This is a genomic window from Klenkia terrae (assembly GCF_900491935.1).
GTDB lineage: Bacteria > Actinomycetota > Actinomycetes > Mycobacteriales > Geodermatophilaceae > Klenkia > Klenkia terrae.
In genome coordinates, this window is record NZ_UEXK01000004.1 from 1,840,617 (window position 1) to 1,867,116 (window position 26,500).

At 74.2% G+C, this 26,500-nt stretch carries 25 protein-coding genes; 13 read left to right on the forward strand and 12 right to left on the reverse strand.

The window, feature by feature from the left end; translation table 11 throughout:
- The first annotated feature begins 4 nt into the window (after positions 1 to 4).
- Positions 5 to 235, forward strand: a complete 231-nt coding sequence (locus tag LFA75_RS09500; RefSeq protein ID WP_225233400.1) for a hypothetical protein — start codon at positions 5 to 7, stop codon at positions 233 to 235.
- Positions 236 to 238: 3 nt separating this feature from the next.
- Here LFA75_RS09500 and LFA75_RS09505 read toward each other — a convergent pair whose 3' ends face one another.
- The gene (locus tag LFA75_RS09505) at positions 239 to 2,545 is read right to left on the reverse strand and encodes a transketolase-like TK C-terminal-containing protein (protein ID WP_225233401.1); all 2,307 of its coding nucleotides are present in this window, start codon (positions 2,543 to 2,545) and stop codon (positions 239 to 241) included.
- Between the two features lie 102 nt (positions 2,546 to 2,647).
- Here LFA75_RS09505 and LFA75_RS09510 point away from each other — a divergent pair, with 102 nt between their 5' ends.
- A complete protein-coding gene (locus LFA75_RS09510) occupies positions 2,648 to 3,562 on the forward strand; it encodes an SCO6745 family protein (RefSeq protein WP_225233402.1) in 915 nt (304 codons plus the stop codon).
- On the opposite strand, the gene LFA75_RS09515 is transcribed toward LFA75_RS09510, so the two are convergent.
- Complete coding sequence (locus tag LFA75_RS09515; protein ID WP_225233403.1) at positions 3,541 to 4,476, reverse strand: LysR family transcriptional regulator; 936 nt, start codon at positions 4,474 to 4,476, stop codon at positions 3,541 to 3,543. The genes LFA75_RS09510 and LFA75_RS09515 overlap by 22 nt on opposite strands.
- A 103-nt stretch (positions 4,477 to 4,579) precedes the next feature.
- On the opposite strand from LFA75_RS09515, the gene LFA75_RS09520 reads away from it, so the two are divergent.
- Positions 4,580 to 5,692: a TDT family transporter gene (locus LFA75_RS09520; RefSeq protein ID WP_225233404.1), complete on the forward strand. Its 1,113-nt coding sequence runs from the start codon at positions 4,580 to 4,582 to the stop codon at positions 5,690 to 5,692.
- A gap of 117 nt (positions 5,693 to 5,809) precedes the next feature.
- On the opposite strand, the gene LFA75_RS09525 is transcribed toward LFA75_RS09520, so the two are convergent.
- A complete protein-coding gene (locus LFA75_RS09525) occupies positions 5,810 to 6,868 on the reverse strand; it encodes a zinc-dependent dehydrogenase (RefSeq protein WP_225233405.1) in 1,059 nt (352 codons plus the stop codon).
- A 264-nt stretch (positions 6,869 to 7,132) separates the two neighbouring features.
- Between LFA75_RS09525 and LFA75_RS09530 the strand changes: the two genes are divergently transcribed.
- From LFA75_RS09530 to LFA75_RS09540, 3 genes are all read left to right on the forward strand, one after another.
- Positions 7,133 to 9,136: a PTS mannitol transporter subunit IICBA gene (locus LFA75_RS09530; protein WP_225233406.1), complete on the forward strand. Its 2,004-nt coding sequence runs from the start codon at positions 7,133 to 7,135 to the stop codon at positions 9,134 to 9,136.
- Positions 9,137 to 9,230: 94 nt separating this feature from the next.
- Positions 9,231 to 9,971: an SDR family oxidoreductase gene (locus LFA75_RS09535; RefSeq protein WP_225233407.1), complete on the forward strand. Its 741-nt coding sequence runs from the start codon at positions 9,231 to 9,233 to the stop codon at positions 9,969 to 9,971.
- 125 nt (positions 9,972 to 10,096) lie between these two features.
- Positions 10,097 to 11,218, forward strand: coding sequence for an NDMA-dependent alcohol dehydrogenase (locus tag LFA75_RS09540; protein WP_225233408.1), 1,122 nt, complete (start codon positions 10,097 to 10,099; stop codon positions 11,216 to 11,218).
- Positions 11,219 to 11,270: 52 nt separating this feature from the next.
- Here LFA75_RS09540 and LFA75_RS09545 read toward each other — a convergent pair whose 3' ends face one another.
- Both LFA75_RS09545 and LFA75_RS09550 read right to left on the reverse strand, forming a co-directional pair.
- Positions 11,271 to 11,540, reverse strand: a complete 270-nt coding sequence (locus LFA75_RS09545) for a DUF2277 domain-containing protein (RefSeq protein ID WP_225233409.1) — start codon at positions 11,538 to 11,540, stop codon at positions 11,271 to 11,273.
- 29 nt (positions 11,541 to 11,569) lie between these two features.
- On the reverse strand, positions 11,570 to 12,760 hold the full coding sequence (locus LFA75_RS09550) for an acyl-CoA dehydrogenase family protein (protein WP_225233410.1): 1,191 nt from the start codon (positions 12,758 to 12,760) through the stop codon (positions 11,570 to 11,572).
- Between the two features lie 61 nt (positions 12,761 to 12,821).
- Between LFA75_RS09550 and LFA75_RS09555 the strand changes: the two genes are divergently transcribed.
- From LFA75_RS09555 to LFA75_RS09575, 5 genes are all read left to right on the forward strand, one after another.
- Positions 12,822 to 13,409: a TetR/AcrR family transcriptional regulator gene (locus LFA75_RS09555; RefSeq protein ID WP_225233411.1), complete on the forward strand. Its 588-nt coding sequence runs from the start codon at positions 12,822 to 12,824 to the stop codon at positions 13,407 to 13,409.
- Between the two features lie 105 nt (positions 13,410 to 13,514).
- Complete coding sequence (locus tag LFA75_RS09560; RefSeq protein WP_225233412.1) at positions 13,515 to 14,615, forward strand: FecCD family ABC transporter permease; 1,101 nt, start codon at positions 13,515 to 13,517, stop codon at positions 14,613 to 14,615.
- Positions 14,612 to 15,703: a FecCD family ABC transporter permease gene (locus LFA75_RS09565; protein WP_225233413.1), complete on the forward strand. Its 1,092-nt coding sequence runs from the start codon at positions 14,612 to 14,614 to the stop codon at positions 15,701 to 15,703. Before LFA75_RS09560 ends, LFA75_RS09565 begins: the two co-directional genes overlap by 4 nt.
- 10 nt (positions 15,704 to 15,713) lie before the next feature.
- On the forward strand, positions 15,714 to 16,547 hold the full coding sequence (locus LFA75_RS09570; protein ID WP_225233414.1) for an ABC transporter ATP-binding protein: 834 nt from the start codon (positions 15,714 to 15,716) through the stop codon (positions 16,545 to 16,547).
- An 88-nt stretch (positions 16,548 to 16,635) separates the two neighbouring features.
- Positions 16,636 to 16,926, forward strand: a complete 291-nt coding sequence (locus tag LFA75_RS09575; protein WP_225233415.1) for a DUF1540 domain-containing protein — start codon at positions 16,636 to 16,638, stop codon at positions 16,924 to 16,926.
- Between the two features lie 3 nt (positions 16,927 to 16,929).
- On the opposite strand, the gene LFA75_RS09580 is transcribed toward LFA75_RS09575, so the two are convergent.
- The 4 genes from LFA75_RS09580 to LFA75_RS09595 all read right to left on the reverse strand — a co-directional run bounded on the left by LFA75_RS09580 (position 16,930) and on the right by LFA75_RS09595 (position 21,592).
- Entirely contained in the window at positions 16,930 to 17,358 is a 429-nt protein-coding gene (locus tag LFA75_RS09580) for a hypothetical protein (RefSeq protein WP_225233416.1), read from the reverse strand.
- Between the two features lie 64 nt (positions 17,359 to 17,422).
- On the reverse strand, positions 17,423 to 19,270 hold the full coding sequence (locus LFA75_RS09585) for a BCCT family transporter (protein WP_225233417.1): 1,848 nt from the start codon (positions 19,268 to 19,270) through the stop codon (positions 17,423 to 17,425).
- A gap of 208 nt (positions 19,271 to 19,478) precedes the next feature.
- Positions 19,479 to 20,513 (reverse strand): iron-siderophore ABC transporter substrate-binding protein, encoded by a 1,035-nt coding sequence (locus LFA75_RS09590; protein ID WP_225233418.1) that lies wholly within the window; start codon positions 20,511 to 20,513, stop codon positions 19,479 to 19,481.
- 98 nt (positions 20,514 to 20,611) lie between these two features.
- Positions 20,612 to 21,592 (reverse strand): acyl-CoA dehydrogenase family protein, encoded by a 981-nt coding sequence (locus LFA75_RS09595; protein WP_225233419.1) that lies wholly within the window; start codon positions 21,590 to 21,592, stop codon positions 20,612 to 20,614.
- 44 nt (positions 21,593 to 21,636) lie between these two features.
- On the opposite strand from LFA75_RS09595, the gene LFA75_RS09600 reads away from it, so the two are divergent.
- Positions 21,637 to 22,542 (forward strand): mechanosensitive ion channel family protein, encoded by a 906-nt coding sequence (locus LFA75_RS09600; RefSeq protein WP_225233420.1) that lies wholly within the window; start codon positions 21,637 to 21,639, stop codon positions 22,540 to 22,542.
- Entirely contained in the window at positions 22,539 to 23,036 is a 498-nt protein-coding gene (locus LFA75_RS09605) for a hypothetical protein (RefSeq protein WP_225233421.1), read from the forward strand. The genes LFA75_RS09600 and LFA75_RS09605 overlap by 4 nt, the downstream gene beginning before the upstream one ends.
- Positions 23,037 to 23,043: 7 nt before the next feature.
- Here the strand turns inward: LFA75_RS09605 and LFA75_RS09610 are convergent, their stop codons facing one another.
- The 3 genes from LFA75_RS09610 to LFA75_RS09620 form a co-directional block, all read right to left on the reverse strand.
- Entirely contained in the window at positions 23,044 to 23,676 is a 633-nt protein-coding gene (locus LFA75_RS09610; RefSeq protein ID WP_225233422.1) for a hypothetical protein, read from the reverse strand.
- A 144-nt stretch (positions 23,677 to 23,820) separates the two neighbouring features.
- Positions 23,821 to 25,134, reverse strand: a complete 1,314-nt coding sequence (locus tag LFA75_RS09615) for a DUF222 domain-containing protein (RefSeq protein WP_455428476.1) — start codon at positions 25,132 to 25,134, stop codon at positions 23,821 to 23,823.
- A gap of 338 nt (positions 25,135 to 25,472) precedes the next feature.
- The gene (locus LFA75_RS09620; RefSeq protein WP_225233424.1) at positions 25,473 to 26,489 is read right to left on the reverse strand and encodes a zinc-binding dehydrogenase; all 1,017 of its coding nucleotides are present in this window, start codon (positions 26,487 to 26,489) and stop codon (positions 25,473 to 25,475) included.
- Between the last annotated feature and the right edge of the window lie 11 nt (positions 26,490 to 26,500).

Consider the following 26,500-nt stretch of genomic DNA (forward strand, 5'->3'; position numbering starts at 1 on the left):
CGGGATGACCGGCGTCCCCGAGGGCTTCGACCACCGCGTCCGCAAGGACGGCGACGTCGAGGTCACCCACCACGGCCGACCGGCGGCCACCCTCCGCGGGGCCGCGGCCGCCCGGTTCCTCGCCGACGTCGCCGCCGGGGCGGACCCCCAGCAGCTGATGGCCCGGGTGACCGGCAACTACGCCCGCGGCAACGAGCGCACCGCCCGCCAGCACCCCCGCAACCGGGGGCGCTGAGGCTCAGTCGACGAGGTCCAGCGCCGCGGCGACGACCGCGTCGGTGTCGATGCCGTGGTGGGCGTAGACGCTGGCCAGGTCGCCGGACTGGCCGAACCGGGTCACGCCCAGGTGCACCGCGGGCACCCGGTGGACGCCGGCCAGGAACGCCAGCGTGTGCGGGTGCCCGTCCAGCACGGTGACCATCGGGGTCGCCCGCTCGGCCGGGAAGGCCTGGTCGAGGACGGCGGTCGGGGCGTCGTCCTGCCCGCGGCGGGCCTGCAGCGCGCGGAACAGCAGCCCCGGGCTGGTCACCACGACCACGTCGGCGGGGTGGCCCAGCCCGGCGAGCCGGTCGGCGGCGGCCAGCGCCTCGGGGACCAGGGCGCCCATCGTCACCACCGTGACGGACGGGTCGGTCACCCGGCGCAGCGCATACGCCCCGGCCACCACCTGGCGACGTCGGCGCTCGCGGGCGGCCGGGTCCTCGGGGACCGAGGCCAGCGTCTGGTCGACCGGGCGGGTGGACAGCCGCAGGTAGGCGCTGGTGCCGTCGGGCCGGCCCAGCCGGCCGAGCGAGGCCAGCAGGCACCACTCGGTGTCCAGGGCGAACGCCGGCTCGTAGGTGACGACGCCGGGCTGCTCCAGGCCGATGGACGGCGTGGTGATCGACTGGTGCGCCCCGCCCTCCCCGGCCAGCGTCACCCCGGACGGCGTGCCGACCAGGATCGACTGGCCGCCGGCGTAGACGCCGAAGCTCCACGGCTCGAGCGCCCGGGAGACGAACGGGTCGTACATGACCCCGATCGGCAGCAGCGGCTGGTCCCACCGGTTCCACGTGGAACCCAGCTCGCCCATCAGCCCGACCAGGTTGACCTCGGCGATGCCGAGTTCGACGTGCTGGCCCGACGGGCGCTCGCGCCAGTGCAGGATCGTCTCGGGGTCGTCGGAGAACCAGTCGCGGCGGTCCTCGGCCGACCAGACGCCGACCTTGTTCACCCAGCCGCCCAGGTTCGTCGAGGACGACACGTCGGGGCTGACGGTGACCACCCGGGCGCCGGCCTCGGGCGCGGCCCGGTTGAGGTCGAGCAAGGTGCGACCGAGCGCGGCCTGGGTGGTCGCCGTCCCGCTCGGCGTCCGGCCCAGGTCGCTGGGGACGGCCGGGGCCTTCGCGCCCTCGTGCTCGGTGCGCCGCAACCGGGCGGCTGCCCCGGCCAGCAGCTCGGCGGGCGCGGAGCCCGGGTCGAACGGCGCCCACGGGTCGGCCGGGTCCACGCCGACCCGGGCGGCCAGCTCGTGCAGCTGGGCCTCGCTGAGCAGCGCGGAGTGGTTCTGCGGGTGGCCCTCGGTGGCCAGCCCGTAGCCCTTGAGCGTGTAGGCCAGCACCACGGTGGGCCGGGTGTCGTCGATCTGGCCGAACGCGGCACGCAGCGCGGCCAGGTCGTGCCCGCCCAGGTTTCGGACGGCGGCCACCAGGTCCTCGTCGGCCACCCCGGCGATCAGCCCGGCCACCGCTGCCGCGCCCTCGCCGTCCCCGGGCAGGTGCTCGCGCAGCTCGGCGGCGGTGCGCCGGAGCATCCGCTGGTACTCCGGGTTGGTCATGGTGTCGATCCGGTCGCGCAGCTCGGGGCCGCCGTCCCGGGTGAACAGCTCCTCCAGCAGGGCGCCGTACTTGACGGTGAGCACCTGCCAGCCGGCGGCGGCGAACATGCCCTGCAGCCGGGTCGCGCCGAACGTGGGCACCACCCGGTCCAGGGACTGCCGGTTGAGGTCGACCACCCAGACGACCTCGCCCAGCTCGGCGACCATCGGGTCGACCACGGCCTCCCAGACCGCGCCCTCGTCGAGCTCGGCGTCCCCGACCAGCGACCACTGGCGGCCCGCGCCGCCCGTGCCGAACTGGGTGTTGACGTAGCGGCGGGCGATCGCGCCCCAGATCGGCGCGGTCGCCCCGATCCCGACCGAGCCGGTGGAGTAGTCCGCCGGGACCGGGTCCTTGAGCCGCGACGGGTAGGACTGCAGCCCGCCGAACTCCCGCAACGTGGTCAGCTTCTCCGCCGGCAGCTGACCCAGCAGGTACTCCAGGGCGTGCAGCACCGGCGAGGCGTGCGGCTTCACCGACACCCGGTCCTCCGGGCCCAGCGTCTCCAGCCACAGCGCGGTCATGATCGTGGTGATCGACGCACTCGACGCCTGGTGCCCGCCCACCTTCAGCCCCGAGGGGTTGGGCCGCACCCGGTTGGCGTGGTCGACGATCGCGCTGGCCAGCCACAGCACCCGCTGCTCGACCTGGCGGAGGGTCGCGTCGTCGGTGCCGGGGTGCGCGGTCATGCCCGCCAGCATGCCCACCCGCACCGGCCTAGGGTGCGGGCGGGTTGTGCGCCCGGCCACAGCCCAGGACGCCGTCGTCCGGGTCGACCCCTGGGAGCCACCGTGGACCACGCCGAGCTGTCGGCCGCCTTCCTGTCCGACCCCGCCCCCGGGCGCCCGGCGCCCCGCGTGCCGACCGGCCCGGCCCGGGCGCTGCGCGACGCCGCGGAGCCGCTGGCCACGATCGGGTTCTGGGGCCGGCAGGCCTACGACGCGGTCGCCGCGCTCGGCCTGGAGTTCCTCACCGGCTACGTCTGGGGCCGGACCGCGCCGATGGGCGAGCCGACCGCGCCGGTGGTCGTCGCCGCGTTCGGGGTGTTCGAGCCCGGGCTGGTGACCTCACTGTACGAGCAGGCCCGCGGGATCGCCTCCCGCGCCGACGTGCTGGCCGCCCGCGAGCAGGGCGCGGTGGCCTCGCTGCACCAGGTCCTCGGCGACGTCCCGACCCGCGGGGTCGAGGCCGCGGTCGCCCAGCTGCGCCGGGCCACCGACGTGGCCGTGTCCGACGTCGCCGGCCGCCCGCTGGTGGCCGGCCTGGCGTCGCTCGACTGGCCGGACGACGCCTGGGGCCGGCTGTGGCACGCGCTGAACATCCTGCGGGAGCACCGCGGCGACACCCACCAGGCGGCCAACGTCGCGGCCGGGCTGACCGGCGTCCAGATGAACCTGGTGACGGAGTACTGGATCGGCTGGGAGCCGCGCGCCTACGCCGGCACCCGCGGCTGGTCGGCCGAGGTCATGGACGCCGCCGACGCCGACCTGCGCGAGCGCGGCTGGCTCGCCGACGGCGCGCTCACCGCCACCGGGCAGGCCGAGCGCGACCGGATCGAGCAGGCCACCGACGCGGCGATGGACCGGGTGCTCGCCCCCGTCGGCGACGACCTGCCCGCGCTCACCGCGCAGCTGGCGGCCTGGTCGGACGTGGTGGTGGCGGCCGGCTCGGCGCCCTCGGACCCCTACAAGCGCGTCTCCGGCTGAGACCGGGCGGCGATCGCCACCAGGTCGCGGGCCGGACCCGCCGGTGGGGAGTGGGCCGGACCGGTCCACACCGCGCGCAGCTCACGGGCCAGGTCCACCCCGGCGACCGGGACCTCGACCAGCCGCTGCTCGCGCAGGTCGGCCGCCACCGCCAGCCGGGACAGCACGGCCGGCCCCAGCCCGGCCCGGACCGACTCCCGGACGGCGGTCGCGGTGCTCAGCTCCATGGTGGGGACGGCGGACGGCGACGCCCCGGCCGACGCGAGCGCCTGCTCCAGGGCATGGCGGGTGCCCGACCCGACCTCCCGGGTGACCAGCGGGGTGCGGGCCAGCACGGCGGCCGACACGCTCCGCCGCGCGGCCCAGGGGTGGTCCGGGGCCACCACCAGCACCAGCCGGTCGGTGCCGACGACGCGCCGGGACAGATCGGCCAAGGGCTCCGGCCCCTCGACCAGGCCGAGGTCCACCGCCCCGTCGCGGACCAGCTGGGCCACCGCGGCGCTGTTGGTGGCGGTGAGCGTCACCTGGACCGGGTCGGCGCGGTCCCGCGCGCGCAGCGCGGCCAACCAGCCCGGCACCAGGTGCTCGGCCACCGTCATGCTGGCGGCCAGCCGCAGCCGGGCGGTGCCCTGGTGCCGGAGCGCGGCGAGCCCGGCGTCCAGGTCGTGCGCCGCCTCGACCACCCGAGTCGCCCAGGCGGCGAACGCCGTGCCGGCCTCGGTCAGCCGGGTGCCGCGGGCCCGCCGGTCCAGCAGGGCGACCCCGGCCCGCTGCTCCAGCGCGCGCAGCCGCGCCGAGGCCGCCTGCTGGGTGATGCCGTGCACCCGCCCGGCGGCGCCGATGCTGCCGGTGGCGACCACGTCGAGCAGCAGCTCGAGGGCGCCGAGGTCCGGGACGTGCGGGCTCAGCGGCACCCGGCGAGGCTAGGTCCGGCGACGCAGATGCACAAGCACGGCTTGTGCATGCACGCCCACGCCGTGCCTACCGGACCGGCCGGCGGGGGCGCACCGTGGAGCCATGACCAGCACCGTCGCCGCCGAGCCCTCCCCCGCGCCGGTCCTCGACCGATCCCGGTGGGCCGGCGTGGCCGCCATCGGTCCGAACTGGTTCGCCGCCCTGATGGGCACCTCGATCGTGGCGACCGCCGCGGCCACGCTGCCGGTGCAGGTCCCCGGGCTCCGCCTGCTGGCGCAGGCGGTCTGGGTGCTGGCCGCGCTGGTGCTCGTCGCCCTGGTCGCGGCCACCGCGGCGCACTGGGTGCACCACCCGGCGGCCGCCCGCGGGCACGCCTCGGACCCGGTGATGGTGCACGCCTACGGCGCCCCGCCGATGGGGCTGCTGGCCTTCGGCGCGGCCACCCAGCTGGTCGGCCGCGACCTGGTGGGGGCCCGGGCGGCGCTGGCGGTGTTCGCCGTCCTCTGGGTGCTGGGGACGGTGGGCGGGCTGGTCACCGCGGTCGCCGTCCCGGTGGCGCTGTTCACCCGGCCCGGCCGGTCCGGGGAGGCGTCCGGCAGCTGGCTGCTGCCCGTCGTGCCACCCATGGTCTCCGCGGCCACCGGCGCCCTGCTGGTGCCGGAGCTGCCCGCCGGCCAGCTGCGGACGACGCTGTTCACCCTGTGCTGGTCGATGTTCGGGCTGTCCCTGCTGGCCGCGTTCGCGGTGACCACGCTGATCTGGGGGCGGTTGGCCCGGCACGGCATCGGCCCGGCCGCCGCGGTGCCCACGCTGTGGATCGTGCTCGGGCCGCTGGGCCAGGCGGTCACCGCCGCCAACAACCTCGGCGCCCAGGCCGACCTGGCGCTGCCCGAGCCCTACGCGACCGCGTTCCGCGCGGCCGGGCTCGTGCTGGGCCTGCCGCTGTGGGGCTTCGCCCTGCTGTGGGTCGGGGTCGCCGCCACCGTGACGGTGCGGACCGCGCGCGCCCACCTGCCGTTCAGCCTGGGCTGGTGGTCGTTCACCTTCCCGGTCGGCACCCTTGTGACCGGCACCTCGGGGCTGGCCGCGCACACCGGGGAGACCTTCCTGCAGGTCGCCGCGGTGCTCTTCTTCGTCGGGCTGCTGGTCGCCTGGGCGACGGTCGCCGTCCGGACCGGGCGCGGGATCGCGTCCGGCGTCCTGCTCCGGCCCTGACCCACCCCAGCGTCGATCAGGGGCTCTGATCGAAGTCCGTCCTCCTGCACCAGATCTGGTGCAGGAGGACGGAATGTGGTGCACCCCCCTGATCAACGCTGGGGGACGGGGGTGCGGCTAGGGCTCGACGGTGACCTTGATGGCGGTGCCGGCCTTGACGATGTCGAAGGCCTCCAGCGCCCGCTCCAGCGGCAGGCGGGCGGTGATCAGGTCCTTGACCGGGACCTGGCCCGACGAGATGTACTCCAGCGCCCGCTTGTTGTGCTCGGGGGCCGAGCCGTTCGCGCCGTGGATGTGCAGCTGGCGGTAGTGCACGACGTTGGAGTCGCAGGTGATCGTCGGGTTGGTCTTGGGCAGCCCGCCGAAGAAGGAGATCCGGCCGTTGCGGGCCGCCATCGCGATGGCCTGCTCCTGGGTGACGTTGGCCGCGGTCGCGGTGATGACGACGTCGGCACCCCGGCCACCGGTCAGCTCCATGACCCGCTCGACGACGTCGACCTCGGCGCCGTTGATGGTCTCGTCGGGCTGCACGGCGTCGGCGCTCATCTGCAGGCGCTCGGCGTTGACGTCGACCAGGAAGACCTTGCCCACCTTGTGCACGCCGCGGGCGATGCGGATATGCATGCAGCCGATCGGGCCGGCGCCGAAGACGACGAGGGTGTCGCCCTCCTCGATGCCCAGCAGCTCCTGGGCGTTGATCGCGCAGGCGAAGGGCTCGGCGGCCGACGCCTCGTCGTAGCCGACGTTCTCCGGGATCCGGTTGAGGCCGTCGACCTTGAGCACCTGCTGCGGCACGATCATGTACTCGGCGAAGCCGCCGTCGTACTGGTAGCCGACCGAGGTCTGGTTCTGGCACACGGCCATCCAGCCCTTGCGGCACTCGTAGCACTCACCGCACGGCACCGCGGCGATGACCTGGACGCGGTCACCGGCGGCCCAGCTGCTGCCGTACGTGCTGTTGACGTCGGCGCCGACCTCGACGACCTCGCCGGCGATCTCGTGACCGATCGTCCGCGGCGGGGTGAGGTTCTGGTGGCCGTTGTGGAAGATCTTGACGTCGGTGCCGCAGGTCGAGCAGTTCTTGACCTTGATCTTGATCTCGCCCGGCCCGCACTCGGGCTCCGGCACGTCCTCGAGACGGACGTCCTCCGGGGCGTAGAACCGCAGTGCCTTCATCGTGTCCTCCACAGGTGCCGGGACGGGCGGTCGGGACGACCGGGGAACGCCCGGTGTGCCGTGGATCACCCTAGTGATGCCGCCCTCTGGCTCCGATCGTACGCATCCGGGCCCGGAGAGATCCGTGAACGGTGCTTGACCGGGCGTGAAACGACGTATACAAATCAATTCACAGATTCGTGACAGCTGTCACAGACTGTGCCTACGATCCGCACCTCAGCCGTCCGCGATCCGGTCTCGGCCCCATCCAGAAGAAGGTCATCCATGGCCAGCACAACCGACGCCGCCCCCCGTGGTGGCGCCCGACTGCACGTGCAGCGCTTCGGCACGTTCCTGTCGAACATGGTGTTGCCGAACATCGGCGCGTTCATCGCCTGGGGGCTGATCACGGCCCTGTTCATCCAGACCGGCTGGGTGAAGCTCATCGGCGACGCCTTCGGCTACGACGGCGGCTACGGCTTCGTCTCGGTCCTGGGCGCCTGGACCAACGCCGACGGCACCCCGATGCACGACAGCGCCGGCATCGTCGGCCCGATGATCACGTACCTCCTCCCGCTGCTGATCGGCTACACCGGCGGCCGGATGATGTACAACGACTCGCTGCGCGGCGGCGTCGTCGGCGCGATCGCCACGATGGGCGCCATCACCGGGGCCAGCGTCCCGATGTTCCTGGGCGCCATGGTCATGGGCCCGCTCGGCGGCTGGTCGATGAAGAAGCTCGACGCGCTGTGGGCGCACAAGATCCGCCCCGGCTTCGAGATGCTGGTCAACAACTTCTCCGCCGGCATCTGGGGCGGCATCCTCGCCGTCGTCGGCTTCGTCGTCGCCGGGCCGTTCGTGCAGGGCTTCAGCACCTTCGCCGGCAACGTCGTGGACTTCCTGGTCGAGCGCAACCTGCTGCCGCTGACCTCGATCTTCATCGAGCCGGCCAAGATCCTGTTCCTGAACAACGCGATCAACCAGGGCATCCTCACCCCGCTGGGCACCACGGCGGCGCAGACCGACGGCCAGTCGATCCTGTTTCTGCTCGAGGCCAACCCCGGCCCGGGCCTGGGCCTGCTGCTCGCCTTCGCCGTCTTCGGCCGCGGTGCCGCCAAGTCCTCGGCCCCCGGCGCGATCCTCATCCAGTTCATCGGCGGGATCCACGAGATCTACTTCCCGTACGTGCTGGCCAAGCCGAAGCTGATCGCCGCGGTGATCCTCGGCGGCATGGCCGGCGTGTTCACCAACGTCATCTTCGGCTCGGGTCTGCGCTCGCCGGCCTCGCCCGGCTCGATCATCGCCGTGTGGGCGTCCTCGCCGCCGAGCAGCCTGCTGGGCGTCACCGCCTCGGTCATCGTCGCCGCCGGTGTCTGCTTCCTGGTCGCGTCCTTCCTGCTCAAGATCGACAAGGGCACGGACGACGGCGACCTGAGCGCAGCGACCGCGCAGATGGAGGCCAACAAGGGCAAGAAGTCCTCGGTGTCGGGCATGCTCGCCGGCTCCGGTGCGGCGGGGAACGGCCCGATCCACTCGATCGTGTTCGCCTGCGACGCCGGCATGGGCTCCTCGGCCATGGGCGCCTCGGTGCTCCGCAAGAAGGTGCACGGCGCCGGCTTCACCGACGTCACCGTGGTGAACAAGGCCATCTCGAACCTGAGCGACGACGTCGACCTGGTGGTCACCCACCAGGACCTCACCGACCGGGCCCGGCAGAGGACCCCGTCCGCGACCCACGTCTCGGTCGAGAACTTCATGGCCAGCCCGCGCTACGACGAGATCGTCGAGCTGCTCCAGCGGCAGAACGGCTCCGGTGCCGGCACCCCGGCGGCGGCGTCCTCGGCCGGCGGGGTGGACAGCGGCCTGCTGGCCCGCGAGTCCATCGTGCTCGACGCCTCCGGCGACAAGGCCGCGGCGATCGAGCAGGCCGGTGACCTCCTGGTCGCCGCCGGTGCCGTCGACACCTCCTACGTGCGGGCCATGCACGAGCGGGAGACCTCGGTGTCGACCTACATGGGCAACCTGCTGGCCATCCCGCACGGCACCAACGAGGCCAAGCCCGCGATCAAGCGGTCGGCGATCTCGTTCGTGCGGTTCCCGCAGGGCGTCGACTGGAACGGCAAGCAGGTGAAGTTCGTGATCGGCATCGCCGGTGCCGGGGACGACCACCTGAAGCTGCTGGGCCGGATCGCGGAGATCTTCACCGACGACGCCCAGGTGGCCCGCCTCGAGCAGGCCCGCACGCAGGACGACGTCCTCGCCGTCCTGGGGGCCATGCAGCCCGCCTGACCCGCAGCACCCCGCACGACGCGGCCCCCGGTCCTCTCCTGGATCGGGGGCCGCGCTGCGTCGGGGCCCGGTGCGCGGCGGGCAGGATCGCGGCATGGGCGCACCACTCACCGTCGTCACCGGGGGCAGCCGCGGGATCGGCGCCGCCACCGTCGCCGCACTGGCCCGGGCCGGGCACGACGTCGTCGTCGGCTACCGCTCGGACGGCGCCGCGGCCGCGCGGGTGGTCGCCGACGCCGAGGCGGTCGGCGTCCGGGCGGTGGCGGTCCGGGCCGACGTCACCGACCCCGCCGACGTCGACCGGCTGTTCGCCACCGACCTCGGGACGCCGACCGGGCTGGTCGCCAACGCCGGGCTGACCGCGCACCTCGGCGACCTGGCGGACACCCCGGTCGACGTCGTCCGCACGGTGCTGGAGGTCAACCTGCTCGGCGCCGTGCTGTGCTGCCGACGGGCGGCCCAGGTGATGGCCACCGACCGGGGCGGGGCCGGCGGCGCGGTCGTCTGCATCTCCTCCTCCGCGGCCACGCTGGGGTCCCCGCACGAGTACGTCCACTACGCCGCCGCCAAGGCCGGCGTCGACGCACTCGTCGTCGGGCTGGCCAAGGAGCTGGCCGCCTCCGGCGTCCGGGTCAACGGCGTGGCACCGGGTCTGGTGCGCACCGACATCCACACCGGCGCCGGCGACCCCGGCCGGGTCGACCGGGTCACCGGCCGGGTCCCGCTGGGCCGGGCCGGCGAACCCGACGAGATCGCGCCCGCCGTGGTGTGGCTGCTCGGGCCCGACGCCGGCTACGTCAGCGGCACCGTGCTGCGGGTGGCCGGCGGGCTCTGAGCGTTGCAGCAGGTTGCACCTGCGGCGTCCTCCGTGACGCGGGTCACCGCTGGGCGACGGATGCGTTTATGGTCACATCGGCACGTGACACCAGGTGCCACCAGGCGAGCGAAGCAGGAGCAACGATGCCCACCACCACCCGCGCCTCGATCATCCGTCAGTCCCCGGGCGAGTACGAGACCGTGACCCTCGAGCTGGACGACCCCCGCAAGGGCGAGGTCCAGGTCAAGATGGCCGCCTCCGGGCTGTGCCACTCCGACGACCACCTGCAGACCGGTGACCTCCAGGTCATGACCTACCCCTTCTGCGGCGGCCACGAGGGCTCCGGCGTCATCACCAAGGTCGGGCCGGACACCCCCGGCTTCGAGGAGGGCGACCACGTCGTCTTCTCCTTCGTCCCCTCCTGCGGGCAGTGCTCCGCCTGTCGCCGCGGCGACTTCAACCTCTGCGACAAGGGCGCCCTGCTGCTGGTCGGCTCGCGCTCGGACGACGCCGAGGACTTCCGCATGAAGCTCGACGGCCAGAACGTCGGCCAGATGTGCGGCATCTCGACCTTCTCCGAGTACACGACCGCCGACGTCGCCTCGGTCATCAAGATCGACAAGGACATCCCGCTCAAGTCCGCCGCCCTCGTCGGCTGCGGCGTGCCCACCGGCTTCGGCACCGCGGTCAAGGCCGGCGGGGTCAAGCCCGGCGACGTCGTGATCGTCATGGGCATCGGCGGGATCGGCATCAACGCCGTCCAGGGTGCCGCCCACGCCGGCGCGACCAACGTCATCGCCGTCGACCCGATCCCGTTCAAGCGCGAGATGGCGCAGGAGTTCGGCGCCACCGACGTGTTCGAGAACATGGAGCAGGCCACCGAGTTCGCCCAGTCCATCACCGAGGGCCAGGGCGCCGACGTCGCCCTGATCACCGTGGGCGTCCTCAAGCCCGAGCACCCGGCCCAGGGCCTGGCGTCCATCCGCAAGGGCGGCACCGTGGTCGTCACCGGTCTGGGCAACATGGCCGAGACCACGCCGATCTCGGCGTTCGACCTGACCCTGCTGCAGAAGCGTCTGCAGGGCGCGATCATCGGCGCGCAGTCGCCGCACTCGGACATCCCGAAGCTGCTGCGCATGTACCAGGCCGGTCAGCTCAAGCTCGACGAGCTGATCACCAAGGAGTACACCCTCGACCAGGTCACCGAGGCCTACCGCGACATGCACGAGGGCAAGAACATCCGCGGCGTCATCGTCTTCGACTGACGGAACGCCTGATGGAGTCGCAGAGCTCGGTTCCCGATGCTCTGCGACTCCATCAGCGGGCGTAGCGGGTGGCGGCCTTCTCGCGGGCGCGGGCGGCGAGCACCTCGCGGTCGCGCGGGGGTGCCGACGTCGTCAGGTCCTCGAGCAGGTGCCGGGTCGCGTGCGCGATCTCGGCGACCGCCCGGTCGAAGGCCTCCTGGTTGGCCTGCGACGGCTTCACCGATCCGCTGACCTTGCGCACGAACTGCAGCGCGGCGGCGTCGACCTCGTCGGGCGTCGTCTCCGGCGCGAGGTTGTGCAGGACCCTGATGTTGCGGCACATGCCGGTCACGCTAGGCCGCCGGCACCCCCTCAGGCCAGGGCGAACTCTGCCGGGGCGACCGAGGTCGTCACCGCGCCGCCCTTGGCCAGCGCCCGGCTGATCACCAGCCGCTGGATCTGGTTGGTGCCCTCGAAGATCTGCATGACCTTGGCCTCGCGCATGTAGCGCTCCACCGGGAAGTCCCGGGTGTAGCCGAACCCGCCGAGCACCTGGACGGCGTCGGTGGTCACCTTCATCGCGTTGTCCGTCGCCACCAGCTTGGCGATCGACGCCTGCCGGGAGTAGGGCAGGCCGGCGTCCTTGAGCCGGGCGGCGTGCAGGGTCATGGCCCGGGCGGTCTCCACCGCGGCGGACATGTCGGCCAGCACGAACGCCAGGCCCTGGTGCTCGATGATCGGGACGCCGAAGGTCTCCCGCTCCTTGGCGTAGGCCAGGGCGTCGTCCAGCGCGCCCTGGGCCAGCCCGACGGCGACCGCGGCGATGCCCAGCCGGCCGGCGTCCAGCCCGGCCAGCGCGATCGGCAGGCCCTCGCCCTCCTCGCCCAGGCGCCGGTCGGCGTCCACCCGGACGCCCTCGAAGCGCATCAGGGCGGTGGTCGAGCCGGTCAGGCCCATCTTCCGCTCGGCCGGGTCGGCGGACAGGCCCGCGCTGTCGGCCGGGACCAGGAAGCAGGAGATGCCGCGGGAGCGGTGGTCCGACGTCCGGGCCATGACCTTGTAGAAGTCGGCCTGCCCGCCGTGCGTCGTCCAGGCCTTCTCGCCGGTCAGCACGTAGGAGTCCCCGTCCCGGACGGCGGTGGTGCGCATCGCGGCCGGGTCGGAGCCGGCGTGCGGCTCGGACAGGCAGTAGGCGCCCAGCAGCTCGCCGCCCAGCATGTCCGGGAGCAGCCGCTGCTTCTGCTCGTCGGTGCCGCGGGTGGCCAGCCCGAAGCAGGACAGCCCGTGCACGCTCACCCCGACGCCGACGCTGGCCCAGACGCTGGCGATCTCCTCGAGCACCTGCAGGTAGACCTCGTAGGGCTGCCCGCCGCCGCCGAACTCCTCGCCGTAGGGCAGGCCCAGCAGGCCGGCCCGGCCCAGGGTGCGGAACACCTCCCGCGGGAACTGCTCGTCGGCCTCGGCGGCCGCCGCCCTCGGCGCCAGCTCCTGCTGCGCGATCTCCCGGGTCAGGGCGAGGAGGTCGGCGGCCTCCTGGGTGGGGACCAGACGCTGGACCGGCATGACGGGCACCTCTCATCAGTACTGCAGGACTCCGTGCAGTACAGAAGATAGCCTGGACGACGTGACGACGGCCAGAGCGGCGACCCGGGGACCCGCGCGCCGCGAGGCGGTGCTCGACGACCTCGTCGCGCTCTTCCTGGCCGAGGGCTTCGCCGCGTTCACCCTCGACGAGCTGGCCCGCCGCCTGCACTGCTCGAAGTCCACGCTGTACGCCGTCGCCGGCAGCAAGGAGCAGCTGGTGGTGGCCGCCGTCCGCCGGTTCTTCGCCCGGGCGACCGTCGCGGTCGAGACCCGCGCCGCCGAGCCCGCCGACGCCGCCGGGGCGATCGAGGCCTACCTGCTCGCGGTGAGCGAGCAGCTCCGCCCGGCGTCGGCGACGTTCTTCGCCGACCTGGCCGCCTTCCCGCCGGCCGCCGAGGTCTACGCCCGCAACACCCGGACCGCGGGACGGCGGGTGCAGCAGCTGGTCAGCGACGGCGTCGCCGCCGGGACCCTGCGCCCCGCGCACGCCTCGTTCGTCGGGGCCGCGGTGACCGAGGTGATGTCGGCGATCCACGCCGGTCGGATCGCCGCGGCCACCGACCTGGACGACGCCGCCGCCTACGCCGAGCTCGCCGCCCTCGTCGTCGCCGGCCTGCACCACCCCTGAGGGCACCGCTGCCCGGGGTTGACCCGGGCGGCAGACCGGCGGGTAAGGTGAGGCTTACCGATCATGGCCCTCCGGGGTCGGAGCCCGCCAGCCCTGGAGACGCCCGTGCCCGAGGTCGCGCCTGCGCCCGAGGTCACCTCGCGGCGCACCGACGCGGAGCTGGCCGCCGACGCCCGGCAGGAGCAGCGCCGCCGCGGGGTGCTCCACGGCCCGGCGACCCGGCTCGGCGGCCTGTGGCTGCTGGTGGTGCTGGCCGTGGTCGCCGCCGGGCTGAGCATCGCCGTCGGCACCCGGTCGATCGGGCTGGGCACGGTCTGGCAGGCGCTGACCGACTCCGGGATGGCCGGCGACGAGGCCGTGATCATCCGCGAGCTGCGCATCCCGCGGACGCTGCTCGGGGTGCTGGTCGGGCTGTCCCTGGGGGTGGCCGGTGCGCTCATGCAGGGCCACACCCGCAACCCCCTCGGTGACCCCGGCCTGCTCGGGGTGGCCGCCGGCGCCTCGGCCGCCGTCGTCACCGCGATCTTCCTGCTGGGCATCAGCACGCCGTCCGGCTACGTCTGGTTCGCCTTCCTGGGCGCGCTGCTGGGCTCGGTGGCGGTGTTCGCCATCGGGTCCAGCGGCCGCGGCGGGGCCACCCCGGTCAGCCTGGCGCTGGCCGGCGCGGCCATCTCCGCCCTGCTCTACGCCCTGGTCCGGGCGATCCTGGTCAGCGACCAGCAGACCCTGGACAGCTTCCGGTTCTGGGTCGTCGGCTCGCTCGCCGGCCGGGACGCCTCGATCGCCTGGCAGGTGCTGCCGTTCATCGCCGTCGGCCTCGTGCTGGCCATGCTGAACGCACCGGCGCTGAACCTGCTCGGCCTCGGCGAGGACGTCGCCCGCGGGCTGGGCCAGAACGTGCTGCTGGCCCGGGTCGTCGGCATCACCTCGATCACCCTGCTCACCGGCGCGGCGACGGCCGCCTGCGGTCCGATCGGCTTCGTCGGCCTGGTCGTCCCGCACATCGCCCGCGCGGTCACCGGCCCCGACCACCGCTGGCTGGTGCCCTACTCCGGTCTGCTCGGGATCGTCCTGCTGCTGGTCGCCGACGTCGTGGGACGGGTCGTCGTCCGCCCCGGCGAGCTCCAGGTCGGCATCGTGCTCGCACTGGTGGGCGCACCGTTCTTCATCGCCCTGGTCCGCCGCCGGAAGCTGTCGGCGCTGTGACCACGACGATCAGCACCCGCGGACCCGGCGTGCACACCGACCGCCGCCGGGTGCTCCGGATCGGCCCGGTGTCCGGGGTGGTCCGCACCCGCCAGCTGCTGGTCCCGCTGATCACCCTCGTCGCCCTCGTGCTGGTCAGCGCGGCCAGCCTCGGCCGGGGCGACTACCCGATCGGCCTGACCGACGTGCTGCGCACCCTGGTCGGGATCGGCGACCCCACCCAGCAGTTCATCGTCACCGAGCTGCGCGCGCCGCGGATCGTCGTCGGCGTCCTGGTCGGGCTGGCGCTGGGGATCTCCGGCGCGCTCATCCAGACCTTCGCCCGCAACCCGCTGGCCTCCCCGGACACCCTGGGCATCAACGCCGGCGCCTCGGCCGCGGCGGTCGCGGTGATCGTCCTGGGCGGGAGCAGCAGCTCGGCCGGCCAGCTGCTCGGCGGGCTGGGCCTGCCGGTGGCCGCCCTGGCCGGCGGGCTGCTCACCGCCCTGCTGATCTTCGGCCTGGCCTGGCGCAAGGGCGTCGACGGGTACCGGCTGATCCTGGTCGGGGTCGGGCTGTCCTCGGTCGGGCTCGCCGGCGTCGACTGGCTGCTCACCCGCTCCGACATCACCGACGCCGCCGCGGCCACCGTCTGGCTGACCGGCTCGCTCAACGCGCGCACCTGGGACCAGGCCTGGCCGCTGGGCATCGCCCTCGCGGTGCTGGTGCCCGTGGCGCTGGCGATGAGCCGCCAGCTCGGCGTCCTGCAGTTCGGCGAGGACACCGCCCGGGCGCTGGGCATCCGGGTCGGCGCCGCGCAGGCCGTGGTCGTGCTGGTCGCGGTCTCGCTGGCCGCCGTGTCGGTCGCCGCCGCCGGCCCGGTCGGCTTCGTCGCCCTCGTCGTCCCCCAGGTCGCCGTCCGGCTGGCCGGGGGGTCCCGCCCGCCCCTGCTGGCCTCCGCGCTGCTGGGCGCCCTGCTCGTCGTGGGCGCCGACCTGCTCGCCCGCACCGTCCTGCCCGTCGCCCTGCCGGTGGGGATCGTCACCGCCGTCATCGGGGCCCCGTACCTGCTGTGGCTGCTCGTCCGCGGCCGCCGCGCCATAACGTGAGGACACACCGATGACCGCCACGCTGACCAAGCCGCTGCTCGACGAGACCGGCGCACCCCGGGTGCGGCTGGCGGCCGAGCAGGTCCGGCTGGCCTACGGCGAGAACGTCGTCGTCGACTCCCTCGACCTCGCGCTCACCGACGGGTCGTTCACCGCGATCGTCGGCCCCAACGGCTGCGGCAAGTCCACCCTGCTGCGCGCCCTGGGCCGGCTGCTTCGCCCCAGCTCGGGCCAGGTGGTGCTCGACGGCAAGCCGATCGCCAAGACCCCCACCCGCGAGGTGGCGAAGGTGCTCGGCATGCTGCCGCAGACCCCTGTCGCCCCCGAGGGCCTGACCGTCGCCGACCTGGTCGCGCGCGGCCGGCACCCGCACCAGTCCTGGCTGCGCCAGTGGTCCCGGGACGACGAGGACGTCGTGGCCGAGGCGCTGCGCTGGACCGACATGGCCGAGCTGGCCGACCGCCCGGTCGACGCGCTGTCCGGCGGTCAGCGGCAGCGCGCCTGGATCTCCATGGCACTGGCCCAGGGCACCGACCTGCTGCTCCTGGACGAGCCGACCACCTACCTCGACCTGTCGCACCAGATCGACGTGCTGGAGCTGGTCGAGCGGCTGCACACCGAGCGCGGGCGCACCGTCGCCGTCGTGCTGCACGACCTCAACCTGGCCGCGCGCTACGCCCGCCGCCTGGTCGCGATGAAGGACGGCGTGCTGGTCGCCTCGGGCACCCCGGCCGAGGTGCTCACCGAGGAGCTGCTCGCCGAGGTGTTCGACCTGGAGGCCCGGGTCATCCCCGACCCCGTGTCCGGCACGCCGATGGTCGTCCCGGTGCGTCGCCTGCGCTGAGGCATCCGCCCAGCTCAGCGGGCTGCGGGCAGCTCAGGCAAGGCTTCGTTTCGTGGCGGGGCCGCTGTCGCGCTGCCAGGGTGGCGCCATGACCAGCACCCAGCAGATGCCCGAGGTCCAGGACTGCTCCGTGAGCAGCTGTTCCTACAACGCCGACTCCGGCTGCCACGCCGGCGCCATCACCATCGGCGGCGACCACGCCCACTGCGGCACGTTCGTGGAGATCTCGTTCCGCTCCGGGATCGAGCGCACCGGCGTCGTCGGCGCCTGCCACCGCAGCGAGTGCGTGCACAACGAGAAGCTGGAGTGCGGCGCGGCGTCGGTCCAGGTCGGCTCGGCCGCCGACAAGGCCGACTGCCTCACCTACTCCGCCCGCTGAGCCTCAGGGCAGCAGCGGGGCGAGCGCCTGCGCGTCGGGCAGGGTCTCCAGCAGCACCTCGCCGGCGGGCGTGACCCGCAGGACGGCGTCGGCCACGGCCAGCACGGCCACCGGGTCGTCGTCGTCCACCACGACCGTGGCGCCGGCGCCGGCGAGGTCCTCGAGCGCCGACAGCACGAGCCGCCGCGCGCCCGAGTCGAGCCCGGCGGTGAGCCGCTCGACCAGCACGATGCGGGCCTGCGTGCTGCGGACGGCGTCGAGCCGGTCCAGCAGCGGGTCACCCGGCTGCGCGCCGAGGCGGGTCACCCGCAGGCCGCCGTGGCCCCCGGCGCACCGGGCGGTGTTCTCGTCCAGCGCGCCGCAGACCTGCGCGCGGACCGCGGCCGGGCCCAGCAGGGCGACGACGCTGGCGACGGGGAGCTTGAGCGGCACGGACGGACCTCCGGGAGCGGGTGGTGAGGTCAGGCTAACCTGACTTCACCACCCGGGTCCAGGATCAGGGTCTGGGCAGCGGAGACCCCACGTCCTTCGCCGAGGCGCTCCCCGGCCGGCGACCGGCGACGGTGCGGCTGGGCGTCGGCCCGTCGGCGACGCCGTCGCCGTCCTCGTCCGGGGCGTGCTGCACGGAGAGCACGAAGTCGTCGCCGTGGGTCTGCAGCCCGTGGACGACGGCCTGCTCGACGGCCTCGGTGGCCACCACGCTGCGCAGCATCATCGGGTCGCTGCGCAGGTCCTTGGCCAGCGAGAACGCCAGCCCGATCATCACGAAGACGAACGGCAGCGCCACGATGATCGTCAGGTTCTGCAGCCCGGTCAGCCCGGCGTCCCCGCCGATGAGCAGCATGATCGCGGCCACCGAGCCCATGACGACGCCCCAGAACACGACGACCCACTTCGAGGGCTCGAGCGTGCCCCGCTGGCTGAGCGAGCCCATCACGATCGAGGCGGCGTCCGCGCCGGAGACGAAGAAGATCGCCACCAGCACCATGACCAGCACCGTGGCCACGGTGGCCAGCGGGTACTGCTCCAGGACGCCGAAGAGCTTGCCCTCGTCGGTGCCCTGGTCGGCGATGTCGGTGCCGGACTGCTGCGCGGCGATGCCGGCCCCGCCGAAGACGGCGAACCAGACCAGGCTGACCGCACTGGGCACCAGCAGGACGCCGGTGACGAACTGCCGGATGGTGCGGCCGCGGCTGATCCGGGCGATGAACAGCCCGACGAACGGGGTCCAGCTGATCCACCAGGCCCAGTAGAAGACGGTGTAGCCCTGCAGCCAGGTGGCCATGGCGTCGCCGCCGGAGGCCTCGGTCCGGGCGGCCATCTCGCCGAGGTCGGAGAAGTAGCTGCCCAGCGCCGTGGGGATCAGGTTGAGGATCAGCACGGTCGGGCCGACGACGAACACGAACACCGCGAGCACCAGGGCCAGCACCATGTTGGTGTTGGACAGCCACTGGATGCCCCGCGAGATGCCCGAGACGGCCGAGGCGACGAAGGCCATGGTCAGCACGGCGATGATGACGACCAGGACGCCGTTGCCGACGTCCCCGGCCCAGCCGAGGATCTCGACGCCGGAGCCGATCTGCAGCGCGCCCAGGCCCAGCGAGGCGGCCGAGCCGAACAGCGTGGCGAAGATGGCCAGCACGTCGATGACCTTGCCGGCCGGGCCGCTGGTGCGGCGCTCACCCAGCAGCGGGGCGAACGCGGCGCTGATCAGCTGCTTGCGGCCGCGCCGGAAGGTGCCGTAGGCGATGGCCAGGCCGACGACGGCGTAGATGGCCCACGGGTGCAGCGTCCAGTGGAACAGCGTGGTGGCCATGGCCGTGGAGACCGCGGCGGCGCTCTCGCCCTCGACGGTGCCCGGGGGCGGGGAGGTGTAGTGCGCCAGCGGCTCGGAGACGCCGAAGAACATCAGGCCGATGCCCATCCCGGCGCTGAACATCATGGCGATCCAGGAGACGGTCGTGAACTCCGGACCCTCGTCGTCCCGGCCCAGCGGGATGCGCCCGTAGCGCGAGGCGGCCAGCCAGATCACGTAGACGACGAAGCCCGACGCGGCCAGCACGAAGAACCAGCCGAGGTTGGACTCGATCCAGCCCAGCGCCGACGAGCTCGCCGACCCCAGACCCATGGGGCTCGCGAAGCCCCACACCACGAAGGCCAGGGCCAGGGCCGCGGAGACGCCGAAGACGACCGTGTCGAGCCGGCCCTTCTCGTCCGCGCGGGCCGGGGGCGGTTCGGCGATCGCCGGGTGCTCGCCGGTGTCGGCGGGGGCGCCGCCGGTGCGGCTCGGCTCGTCGCCGGGGTCACCGGCCGTCGGGTGGGTACGTGGTGCGGTGGTGGTCACGATCGGGTGCGGCGCACGGGTCTCGGCGCCCCTCCATCCGGGCTCGGGAACAGGTCTCGGCCGGCGTCCCCGCAGGTGGGACGGCCGGGCCGACTACCCACCGTCCGCCCCACCCGCACCGGAACGCAAACCGAGCCCGCCCACAGCAACCCATTCGTGACCCGGCCGGTACCCCATCCCGGGCGCACCGGCCGGACCTGCTACGAGGTCAGCCGGCGAGTGTCTCCTGCAGCTGCGGGACCAGCCCGTCCAGGGCGTACGGGATGCTCAGCACGTCGTTGTAGGAGATGGCGCCGCCCTCGGTCGACGGGCTCAGGTAGAGCACCCGGCCGGCCTGCACGGCGGGGATCGCCGAGAACACCGGGTCGGCCTCGAGCTGGGCCTGCGTGTCCTCCAGGGAGAACAGCGCGGGGACGACGAGCAGGTCGGCGTCCAGCAGCTGGGCCTGCTCGGCCGAGACCGTCGTGAAGAAGCTGTCCGTCTCCAGCGCGGAGACGTCGTCGGTGAGCTCGAAGCCCAGGCTGCGCAGGAACTCGACCCGGGTGTCGCCGGCCACGTAGACGCCGTACCCGCCGGCGCCGGTGGTGTCGGGGACCACCACTGTCACGGTCTTCCCGGCGAAGTCGGGGTTGGCCTGCGCGGCGTCGGCCAGCTGGGTGTCGACGTCGTCGAGCAGCGCCTGCGCCTCGTCCTCCTTGCCCAGGGCCTGGCCGATGGCCAGCGTGGCGTCCTCGCGGTCGACCAGGAACGCCGTCGACCCCTCGGGCCGGGCCAGCACGGGCACCAGCGCGGAGAGCTGGTCGTACTCCTCCTGCTCGATGCCGCCGCCGATCGCGATGACCAGGTCGGGCTGCAGGGCGAGCACGTCCTCCACCGACGGCGTCCCGCTGACCGGGAGCACCTCGATGTCCCCGGCGGTCGCGGCGGGCTCGTCCTGCGCCCACGGGCCCAGGCCCGGCACGGTGGCGTCGGGGAAGGCGGCGAACTCCTGGAAGGCGACCGGGGTGACGCCGAGGGCGAGCACGGTGTCGACGTCGGTGTAGCCGGTGACCACGACGCGCTCGGGCGCGGACTCGATGGTGGTCTCGCCGAACGCGTTGGGGATGGTGACCGGGAAGGCCCCCTCTGCGGCGGCCGACCCACCGGCACCCTCGGCGGTGTCGTCGGAGGACGACCCGCCGCAGGCGGTCAGGACGAGGGCGGCGGCCGCGGTGACGGCGGCCAGGGCGGTGCGGCGGGACATGGTCTTCCTCAGCTGTCGACGATCGGTAAGGCAAGCCTCACCTGAGGACGGCGGTGTGGCCAGCCCGTCGGCGCGGTCGAGACCGGATCGTGATGCGCTCAACCACCCAGCTCGGCCAGCAGCGCGGTCCGGATCGCCGGCCGGGAACCGAAGACCAGCAGGAAGTGGGCCTCCCGCGCCAACCGCTCGGCCGGGTGCCCCCGGGAGACCGACCGGCTGCCGACGGCGACCGCGAGCAGCCCGGTCGCCCGGTGCGCCAGCGCCGCCGCCGCGGCCCGGGCCCCCGGCAGCTCCGCCGGTCCCGCGGCGTCCAGCCGGGACCGGACGGCGGCCAGGTCGGCGTCCAGCCCGGGCAGCTCGGCCAGCCGAGCGCAGCGGGCGGCCACCCCCAGCGCCAGCGACCCGTTGGTCCGCAGGTTGCCCGGGTCCGCGGCCTGCCAGTCGGCCAGCGGGACCGAGCGGACCAGCCGGTCGGCGGGCACCCGGTGGTCGTGCAGCCGCAGCTCGACGGTGGAGCTGGCCTGCACCGCGACCAGCTGCTGCGGGATCACCTCCAGGGTCGGGCCGGTCTCGGCGTCCACGAGCAGGAAGTGGCAGACGTCGTCCGGCGTGCGGGCGGCGACCAGGACGACGTCCACGTGGTCCCAGCCGGTGACCCAGGGGACGCCGCCGTCCAGCACGAACGCGTCGCCGTCCCGCCGGGCGGTGATCGCCACCGGCTCGGGCCGGGTGGCCGCCAGCAGCGCGATGCCCGACCGGACCCGACCGGCGCAGAGGTCGGCCAGGTAGGCCTCCGCCAGCGGCGACCCGGCCACCATCGCCGGCACGGTCAGGTGCTGCAGGAAGATGAACGTCGAGGACAGGTCGCCACCGGCCAGCGCCTCGGTGACCGCGTGCACGGTGCGTGCGTCGGCGCCCAGCCCGCCGTGGGAGACCGGCCCGGTGAGGCCGTAGAGCCCGGCCGCGGCCAGGGAGTCCAGGACGGCGTCGGGCACCGCGCCGTCGCTGTCCACCGCGGTGGCGCCGGGGAACAGCAGGTCGTCGGCGAGGGCGCGGGCACGGGCGACGATGTCGGACACCCGCACATGCTGCCCCGCCCCGGGCAGCGGCACACTGGGGAGCGATGGACGTCCTCGCGATCGCACCCCTGGCCAACCTGACCGACTGGGTCCGTGGCCGGGGTCTCGCGGTGGTGCTGATCGTCATCGGCTCGGTCCTGCTGGCCCGGCTGGTGACCTGGGTGGGCGGCAAGGTGACCGCCCGGATCGACGCCAGCGCCGGCGGCGGCGACGCCCTGGTGCGCTCGGAGGCCGCCAAGCACCGGCACTCGCTGACCCAGGTGCTGCAGTGGGTCGCCGTCGTCGTGATCTACACCGTCGCCACCGTCACCGTGCTGTCGACGCTGGGCCTGCCGGTGACCAGCCTGGTCGCGCCCGCCACCGTGCTGGGCGTGGGCCTCGGGTTCGGTGCGCAGCGCGTCGTGCAGGACGTCCTGGCCGGGTTCTTCCTGATCACCGAGCGGCAGTACGGCTTCGGCGACGTCGTCTCGATCGCGGTGGTCGGCGGCGGCGACCCGGCCGAGGGCACCGTCGAGGACGTCACGCTGCGGATCACCCGCATGCGGTCGGTGAACGGCGAGGTCGTGATCATCCCGAACGGGCAGATCGTCAAGGTCGTGAACCTCTCCCGCGACTGGGCCCGGGCGGTCATCGACGTCCCGGTGCCGGCGTCCACCGACGTCACCCACGTGCAGGACGTGCTCCGCGAGGTCGGCGAGCAGGCCTTCGCCGACGAGCAGCTGGCCAAGCTGCTGCTGGACACCCCGAGCGTCATGGGCGTCACCAGCCTGGGCCTGGACGAGGTCAACGTGCGGATCGTCGCCCGCACCCTGCCGGGCAAGCAGTTCGACGTCGGCCGCGACCTGCGCTCCCGGATCGCGCTGGCCTTCCGGCGCGAGGGGATCGTGGTGCAACCGCAGAGCCCCGAGGAACCCGTCACCGGCCACGACCCGCGGGAGGTGCCGTCGTGAGCGAGCGCCAGCCCACCACCCCGGTCCCCACCGTGACCTCCGCTGCCACCGTCACCGCCGAGCCGGCCACCCGTCGCGCCCGGGTCTGGCCCCGCCGGGTGCCCGCCCGGATCGGCCGGGCCCGCACCTCCACCGTGGTGCTCGCGGTGCTCTTCGTGGCGCTGTTCTTCGCCTGGGACCCCTCGGCCATGTCCACCTCGCTGAGCGACCCGGCGCCGGCCAGCACCGAGCAGCCGGCCCCGACCACCGACGCCCCGGCGCCCACCACCACGACGACCGAGCCGACGCCCACGACGAGCGGGGGGACGACGTCCGCGCCGCCGAGCACCAGCTCCACCACGACCGCGCCGAGCACCACCACCGAGGACGACGAGTCACCGACCAGCACCCCGGCACCCACCACCACCGCGCCGGCGCCCACGACGACCGCCCCGCAGACGACGACACCGCGCACCACCGACGACCCACCCACGTCGGCCGCCCCCACCAGCTGACGCTCGGTCAGAAGGGCCCGCGCTGGACGGCACGGAGCAGGCCGGCCACCTGGCCCAGCAGCACCCGTCGCTGCGCCACCTCGGGGTCCAGCCGCCGCTCCAGCGCGACCGGGTCGAACGTCGCCGGCCGGCGGACGAACGCGAAAGAGCGCCCGGCGCCGGACTCACCGTGGGTGGCCGGCGTCGCCGCGGGCACGGTCGGCAGCCAGGTGGCGCCCAGGCCGCCGGCGCGCGCGACCGCGTCCTCGACACCCCGGTCCCACCGCAGGCCGGCGAGGTCCGCCGCGCGGTGCAGCAGCGCGGCGACCACCAGCACGTCCCGCCGGTCCACCCGGCCGACCTCGAGCATGGCCAGCGCGTAGGCCGCGGTGGTGAGGGTCGACCGGTGGCAATCGCGGGCGACCCGCGTCGCCGCGTCCTCCACCCACCCCAGGAGCACCCACGACCGGTCCCGGCTCAGGCCCTCTGCCTGGACAGCGGCTCGCCAGTCCCGGTCGGCGAGCGACTCCTCGACCTCCCGTTCCCATGGGCTGCCGATCGCCGGCACCCCGTTGCCGGGGTGTGCATCCAGCAGCCGGAGCACCGACAGCTGCCCGACCTCGTCGGGTGCCCGCCCCGGCCCCCGCCGCCACCAGCCCATGCGGTGATCAGAGCATCACCGGCCCAGGAGTCAAGACCGGGCCGATCAGGACGCCGCCGAGGCCGAGTTCACCGGGGCGCAGCCGCTGATGACTCGTCGGCGGGTCACCACCTGCGGCACCTGCTCGGCGGGTGAGCGGACGCGTCAGGGCCGCAGCGGGAACAGAGGGGGGTCGGGGGTGTGCAGGTCGGGGAGCAGGTCACCACGGGGGTCGGTGAGGGCGCCGGTGATGATCTCCCGGCCGTCGGGTCGGGAGGTGCGCCAACACCGCTGGCCCGGGTCCCACAGGAGCGTGTAGCCGTGGTGGACCTGGGTGTGGTGGCGTTCGCAGAGCAGGGCGGTGTTGTCCAGGCTGGTGGCCCCGCCGTCGATCCAGTGGACGAGGTGGTGGGCGTCGCACCACCAGGAGGGGGCATGACAGCCGGTGAACACGCAGCCGCCGTCGCGGACCTCAGCGGCGCGGCGGATGTGGGCGGGGACCAGGCGCACGGACCGGCCGACGTCGAGGGGGAGGCCGTCGGGGCCGAGCAGGATGCGGGCGATGTCGGCATCGCAGGCGGCGTGGCGGGCGACGGTGTTGCTGGCGGTGGCACCGGAGCCCAGGCGGGTGGCGGCGTGCTGGGTGGTGGGGTCGGCGAGGTCCTCGAGCTGGATCAACGTCGTCAGCTGGGGGCGGCTCTTGCGCAGCACGGGCAGGTTCCCGGCGGCCAGCTGCAGGTCGGCGAGCTGGACCAGCGCGTCGGCTGAACGCTGGTCGGGGGTGCGCAGGTCCCCCTCGCAGCGCCCGGCGGCGGCGATGGCCTCCAGGGCTACTTCGACCTTCTCCCCGCCGGCGGCATCCAACGATCCGCGCAGGATGCGGGAGCCGTCGGGGCGGCGGGTGATCCGCAGCGACCGACCCTCGGTCGGGTCGACCGGCTCGGGACCGTCGGGGTCGATGATGTCGGCGATCCGCTGGCACACCTGAGCCAGCGTCCGCGGCGCCTGCACCGCGGTGTCGGTGACGACCCGGTCCACCGCGGTCAGGTCGACCCCGGCCGCGTCAGCGGTGGCCCACACGTCGGCGGTCAGGATCTTCCCGACGACGGCGAGCTGACCGGCGGTGACCGCGCCGGTGGCCGAGGCGGCACCGAGCACCGTCATCCGGTCGATCAGGCGTCCGGCTGCCAGCACGGCGGCGGCTTCGGGGCCGCTGGCGGCGACGTGCCCGCGCAGCCAGGGCTTCATCCCGGTCAGCCCGTCGGCAGCGGCGGCGTCGAGGGTCTCGGCGTGGGCCACGACGCGGGCGAGCTCGGTCTGGGCGATGCCCACCAGGCGGGCCAGTCCACGGGCCCGGCCCAGCAGCTCGGCCGACGAGGTCCCGGGGCCCAGTCCAGCACCGGCGGCGGACAGGGCCGCGGCGATGGCTGTCGCGACGTCCTCAGGTGGTGGTTCGGGCAGTCGCTGCGCCGCGATCATCGGCGAGGTAGCTGCCGGTCGTTCGGCGCCCAGCGCTCCNACTCTCGTCACAGCTGTCTCATCTTCATATTTTTTTTTTATAGTCCCGCTCTCACCACAAAGATCCACACCCGGGACGCGCGCCCGCCCGCTTCGTTGATAGAGAGGGACGTGTCCCCCCCCCCCCCCCCCCCCCCCCCCCCCCCCTTCGGCTGGGTTTCAGCAGCCCCCCCGCCGATGTGGTCATCGGACAACAAGAAAACCGAGGTCAACCGCCACATCCGCCCATCGATGGCTGGTGATCGATCGGGGTGATCAGCCAGCGTCGATCGACAGCTCGCCACGCAGCGGCGGCCGGCTCAGAAGGAGGTGACGACCGTGACGCCCGGCGTCCGGCCGACCTCGACCAGGGCGGCACCGGCATCGGCCAGGTCGATCTCGCGGGTGACCAGGTCCTGCGGGCGCAGCCGACCCGCGGCGATCATCGACAGCATCGCGGGGTAGTCGGCGGCGGCCATGCCGTGGCTGCCGAGCACGGCCAGCTCGCGGGCGACGACCAGCTCCATCGGGACGACGGCCCGGCCCTCCGAGGGCGGCAGCAACCCGACCTGCACGTGCCGTCCGCGCGGGCGCAGCGAGCGGATCGACGCCTCGCAGGTGGCGGGGGAACCCAGGCAGTCCAGCGCGACGTGCGCGCCGCCGCCGGTCAGCTCGCCGACGCCGTCCGCCGAGGGCAGGACGTGCTCGGCGCCCATCGCCGCGGCCAGCTCCCGCGCACCGGGCGAGGGGTCGACGGCGACCACCCGCGCCCCGACGGCGACCGCGACCTGGACGGCGGAGAGCCCCACCCCGCCGCAGCCCAGGACGGCGACCCACTCCCCCGGCGCCACCCGGCCGACCCCGGTGACCGCGCGGAAGGCGGTGGCGAACCGGCAGCCGAGGGCGGCCGCGGTGGGCATCGCGAGGTCCTCGGGCAGGGCGACCAGGTTGACGTCGGCGGCGTCGAGAGCGACCAGCTGCGCGAAGGAGCCCCAGTGGGTGAACCCGGGCTGGGTCTGCCGCAGGCACACCTGACCGGCGCCCTCCCGGCAGGGCGGGCAGCTGCCGCAGGCGCAGACGAACGGCACCGTCACCCGGTCGCCGACCGACCAGCCGCGGACGTCGGCCCCCACCGCGGCCACCGTCCCGGCCAGCTCGTGCCCGGGCACGTGCGGCAGGACGACGTCCGGGTCGTGCCCCGACCAGCCGTGCCAGTCGCTGCGGCACACCCCACTGGCGCCGACCTCGACCACCACCCCGCCCGCGGACGGCGCCGGGTCGGGCACCTCGCGGACGGTCAGCGGGCCACCGAACTCCTCGAACACCAGGGCGCGCACGGCCCCGAGGA

What these genes read in the sequence shown, in the direction of transcription:
- LFA75_RS09535 (WP_225233407.1), top strand. Translation starts at nt 9,231, where the DNA reads ATGGGCGCACCACTCACCGTCGTCACCGGGGGCAGCCGCGGGATCGGC.
- LFA75_RS09540 (WP_225233408.1), top strand. Translation starts at nt 10,097, where the DNA reads ATGCCCACCACCACCCGCGCCTCGATCATCCGTCAGTCCCCGGGCGAG.
- LFA75_RS09615 (WP_455428476.1), bottom strand. Translation starts at nt 25,134, where the DNA reads ATGATCGCGGCGCAGCGACTGCCCGAACCACCACCTGAGGACGTCGCG.
- LFA75_RS09600 (WP_225233420.1), top strand. Translation starts at nt 21,637, where the DNA reads ATGGACGTCCTCGCGATCGCACCCCTGGCCAACCTGACCGACTGGGTC.
- LFA75_RS09575 (WP_225233415.1), top strand. Translation starts at nt 16,636, where the DNA reads ATGACCAGCACCCAGCAGATGCCCGAGGTCCAGGACTGCTCCGTGAGC.
- LFA75_RS09505 (WP_225233401.1), bottom strand. Translation starts at nt 2,545, where the DNA reads ATGACCGCGCACCCCGGCACCGACGACGCGACCCTCCGCCAGGTCGAG.
- LFA75_RS09590 (WP_225233418.1), bottom strand. Translation starts at nt 20,513, where the DNA reads ATGTCCCGCCGCACCGCCCTGGCCGCCGTCACCGCGGCCGCCGCCCTC.
- LFA75_RS09570 (WP_225233414.1), top strand. Translation starts at nt 15,714, where the DNA reads ATGACCGCCACGCTGACCAAGCCGCTGCTCGACGAGACCGGCGCACCC.
- LFA75_RS09530 (WP_225233406.1), top strand. Translation starts at nt 7,133, where the DNA reads ATGGCCAGCACAACCGACGCCGCCCCCCGTGGTGGCGCCCGACTGCAC.
- LFA75_RS09550 (WP_225233410.1), bottom strand. Translation starts at nt 12,760, where the DNA reads ATGCCGGTCCAGCGTCTGGTCCCCACCCAGGAGGCCGCCGACCTCCTC.
- LFA75_RS09500 (WP_225233400.1), top strand. Translation starts at nt 5, where the DNA reads ATGACCGGCGTCCCCGAGGGCTTCGACCACCGCGTCCGCAAGGACGGC.
- LFA75_RS09545 (WP_225233409.1), bottom strand. Translation starts at nt 11,540, where the DNA reads ATGTGCCGCAACATCAGGGTCCTGCACAACCTCGCGCCGGAGACGACG.
- LFA75_RS09610 (WP_225233422.1), bottom strand. Translation starts at nt 23,676, where the DNA reads ATGGGCTGGTGGCGGCGGGGGCCGGGGCGGGCACCCGACGAGGTCGGG.
- LFA75_RS09525 (WP_225233405.1), bottom strand. Translation starts at nt 6,868, where the DNA reads ATGAAGGCACTGCGGTTCTACGCCCCGGAGGACGTCCGTCTCGAGGAC.
- LFA75_RS09520 (WP_225233404.1), top strand. Translation starts at nt 4,580, where the DNA reads ATGACCAGCACCGTCGCCGCCGAGCCCTCCCCCGCGCCGGTCCTCGAC.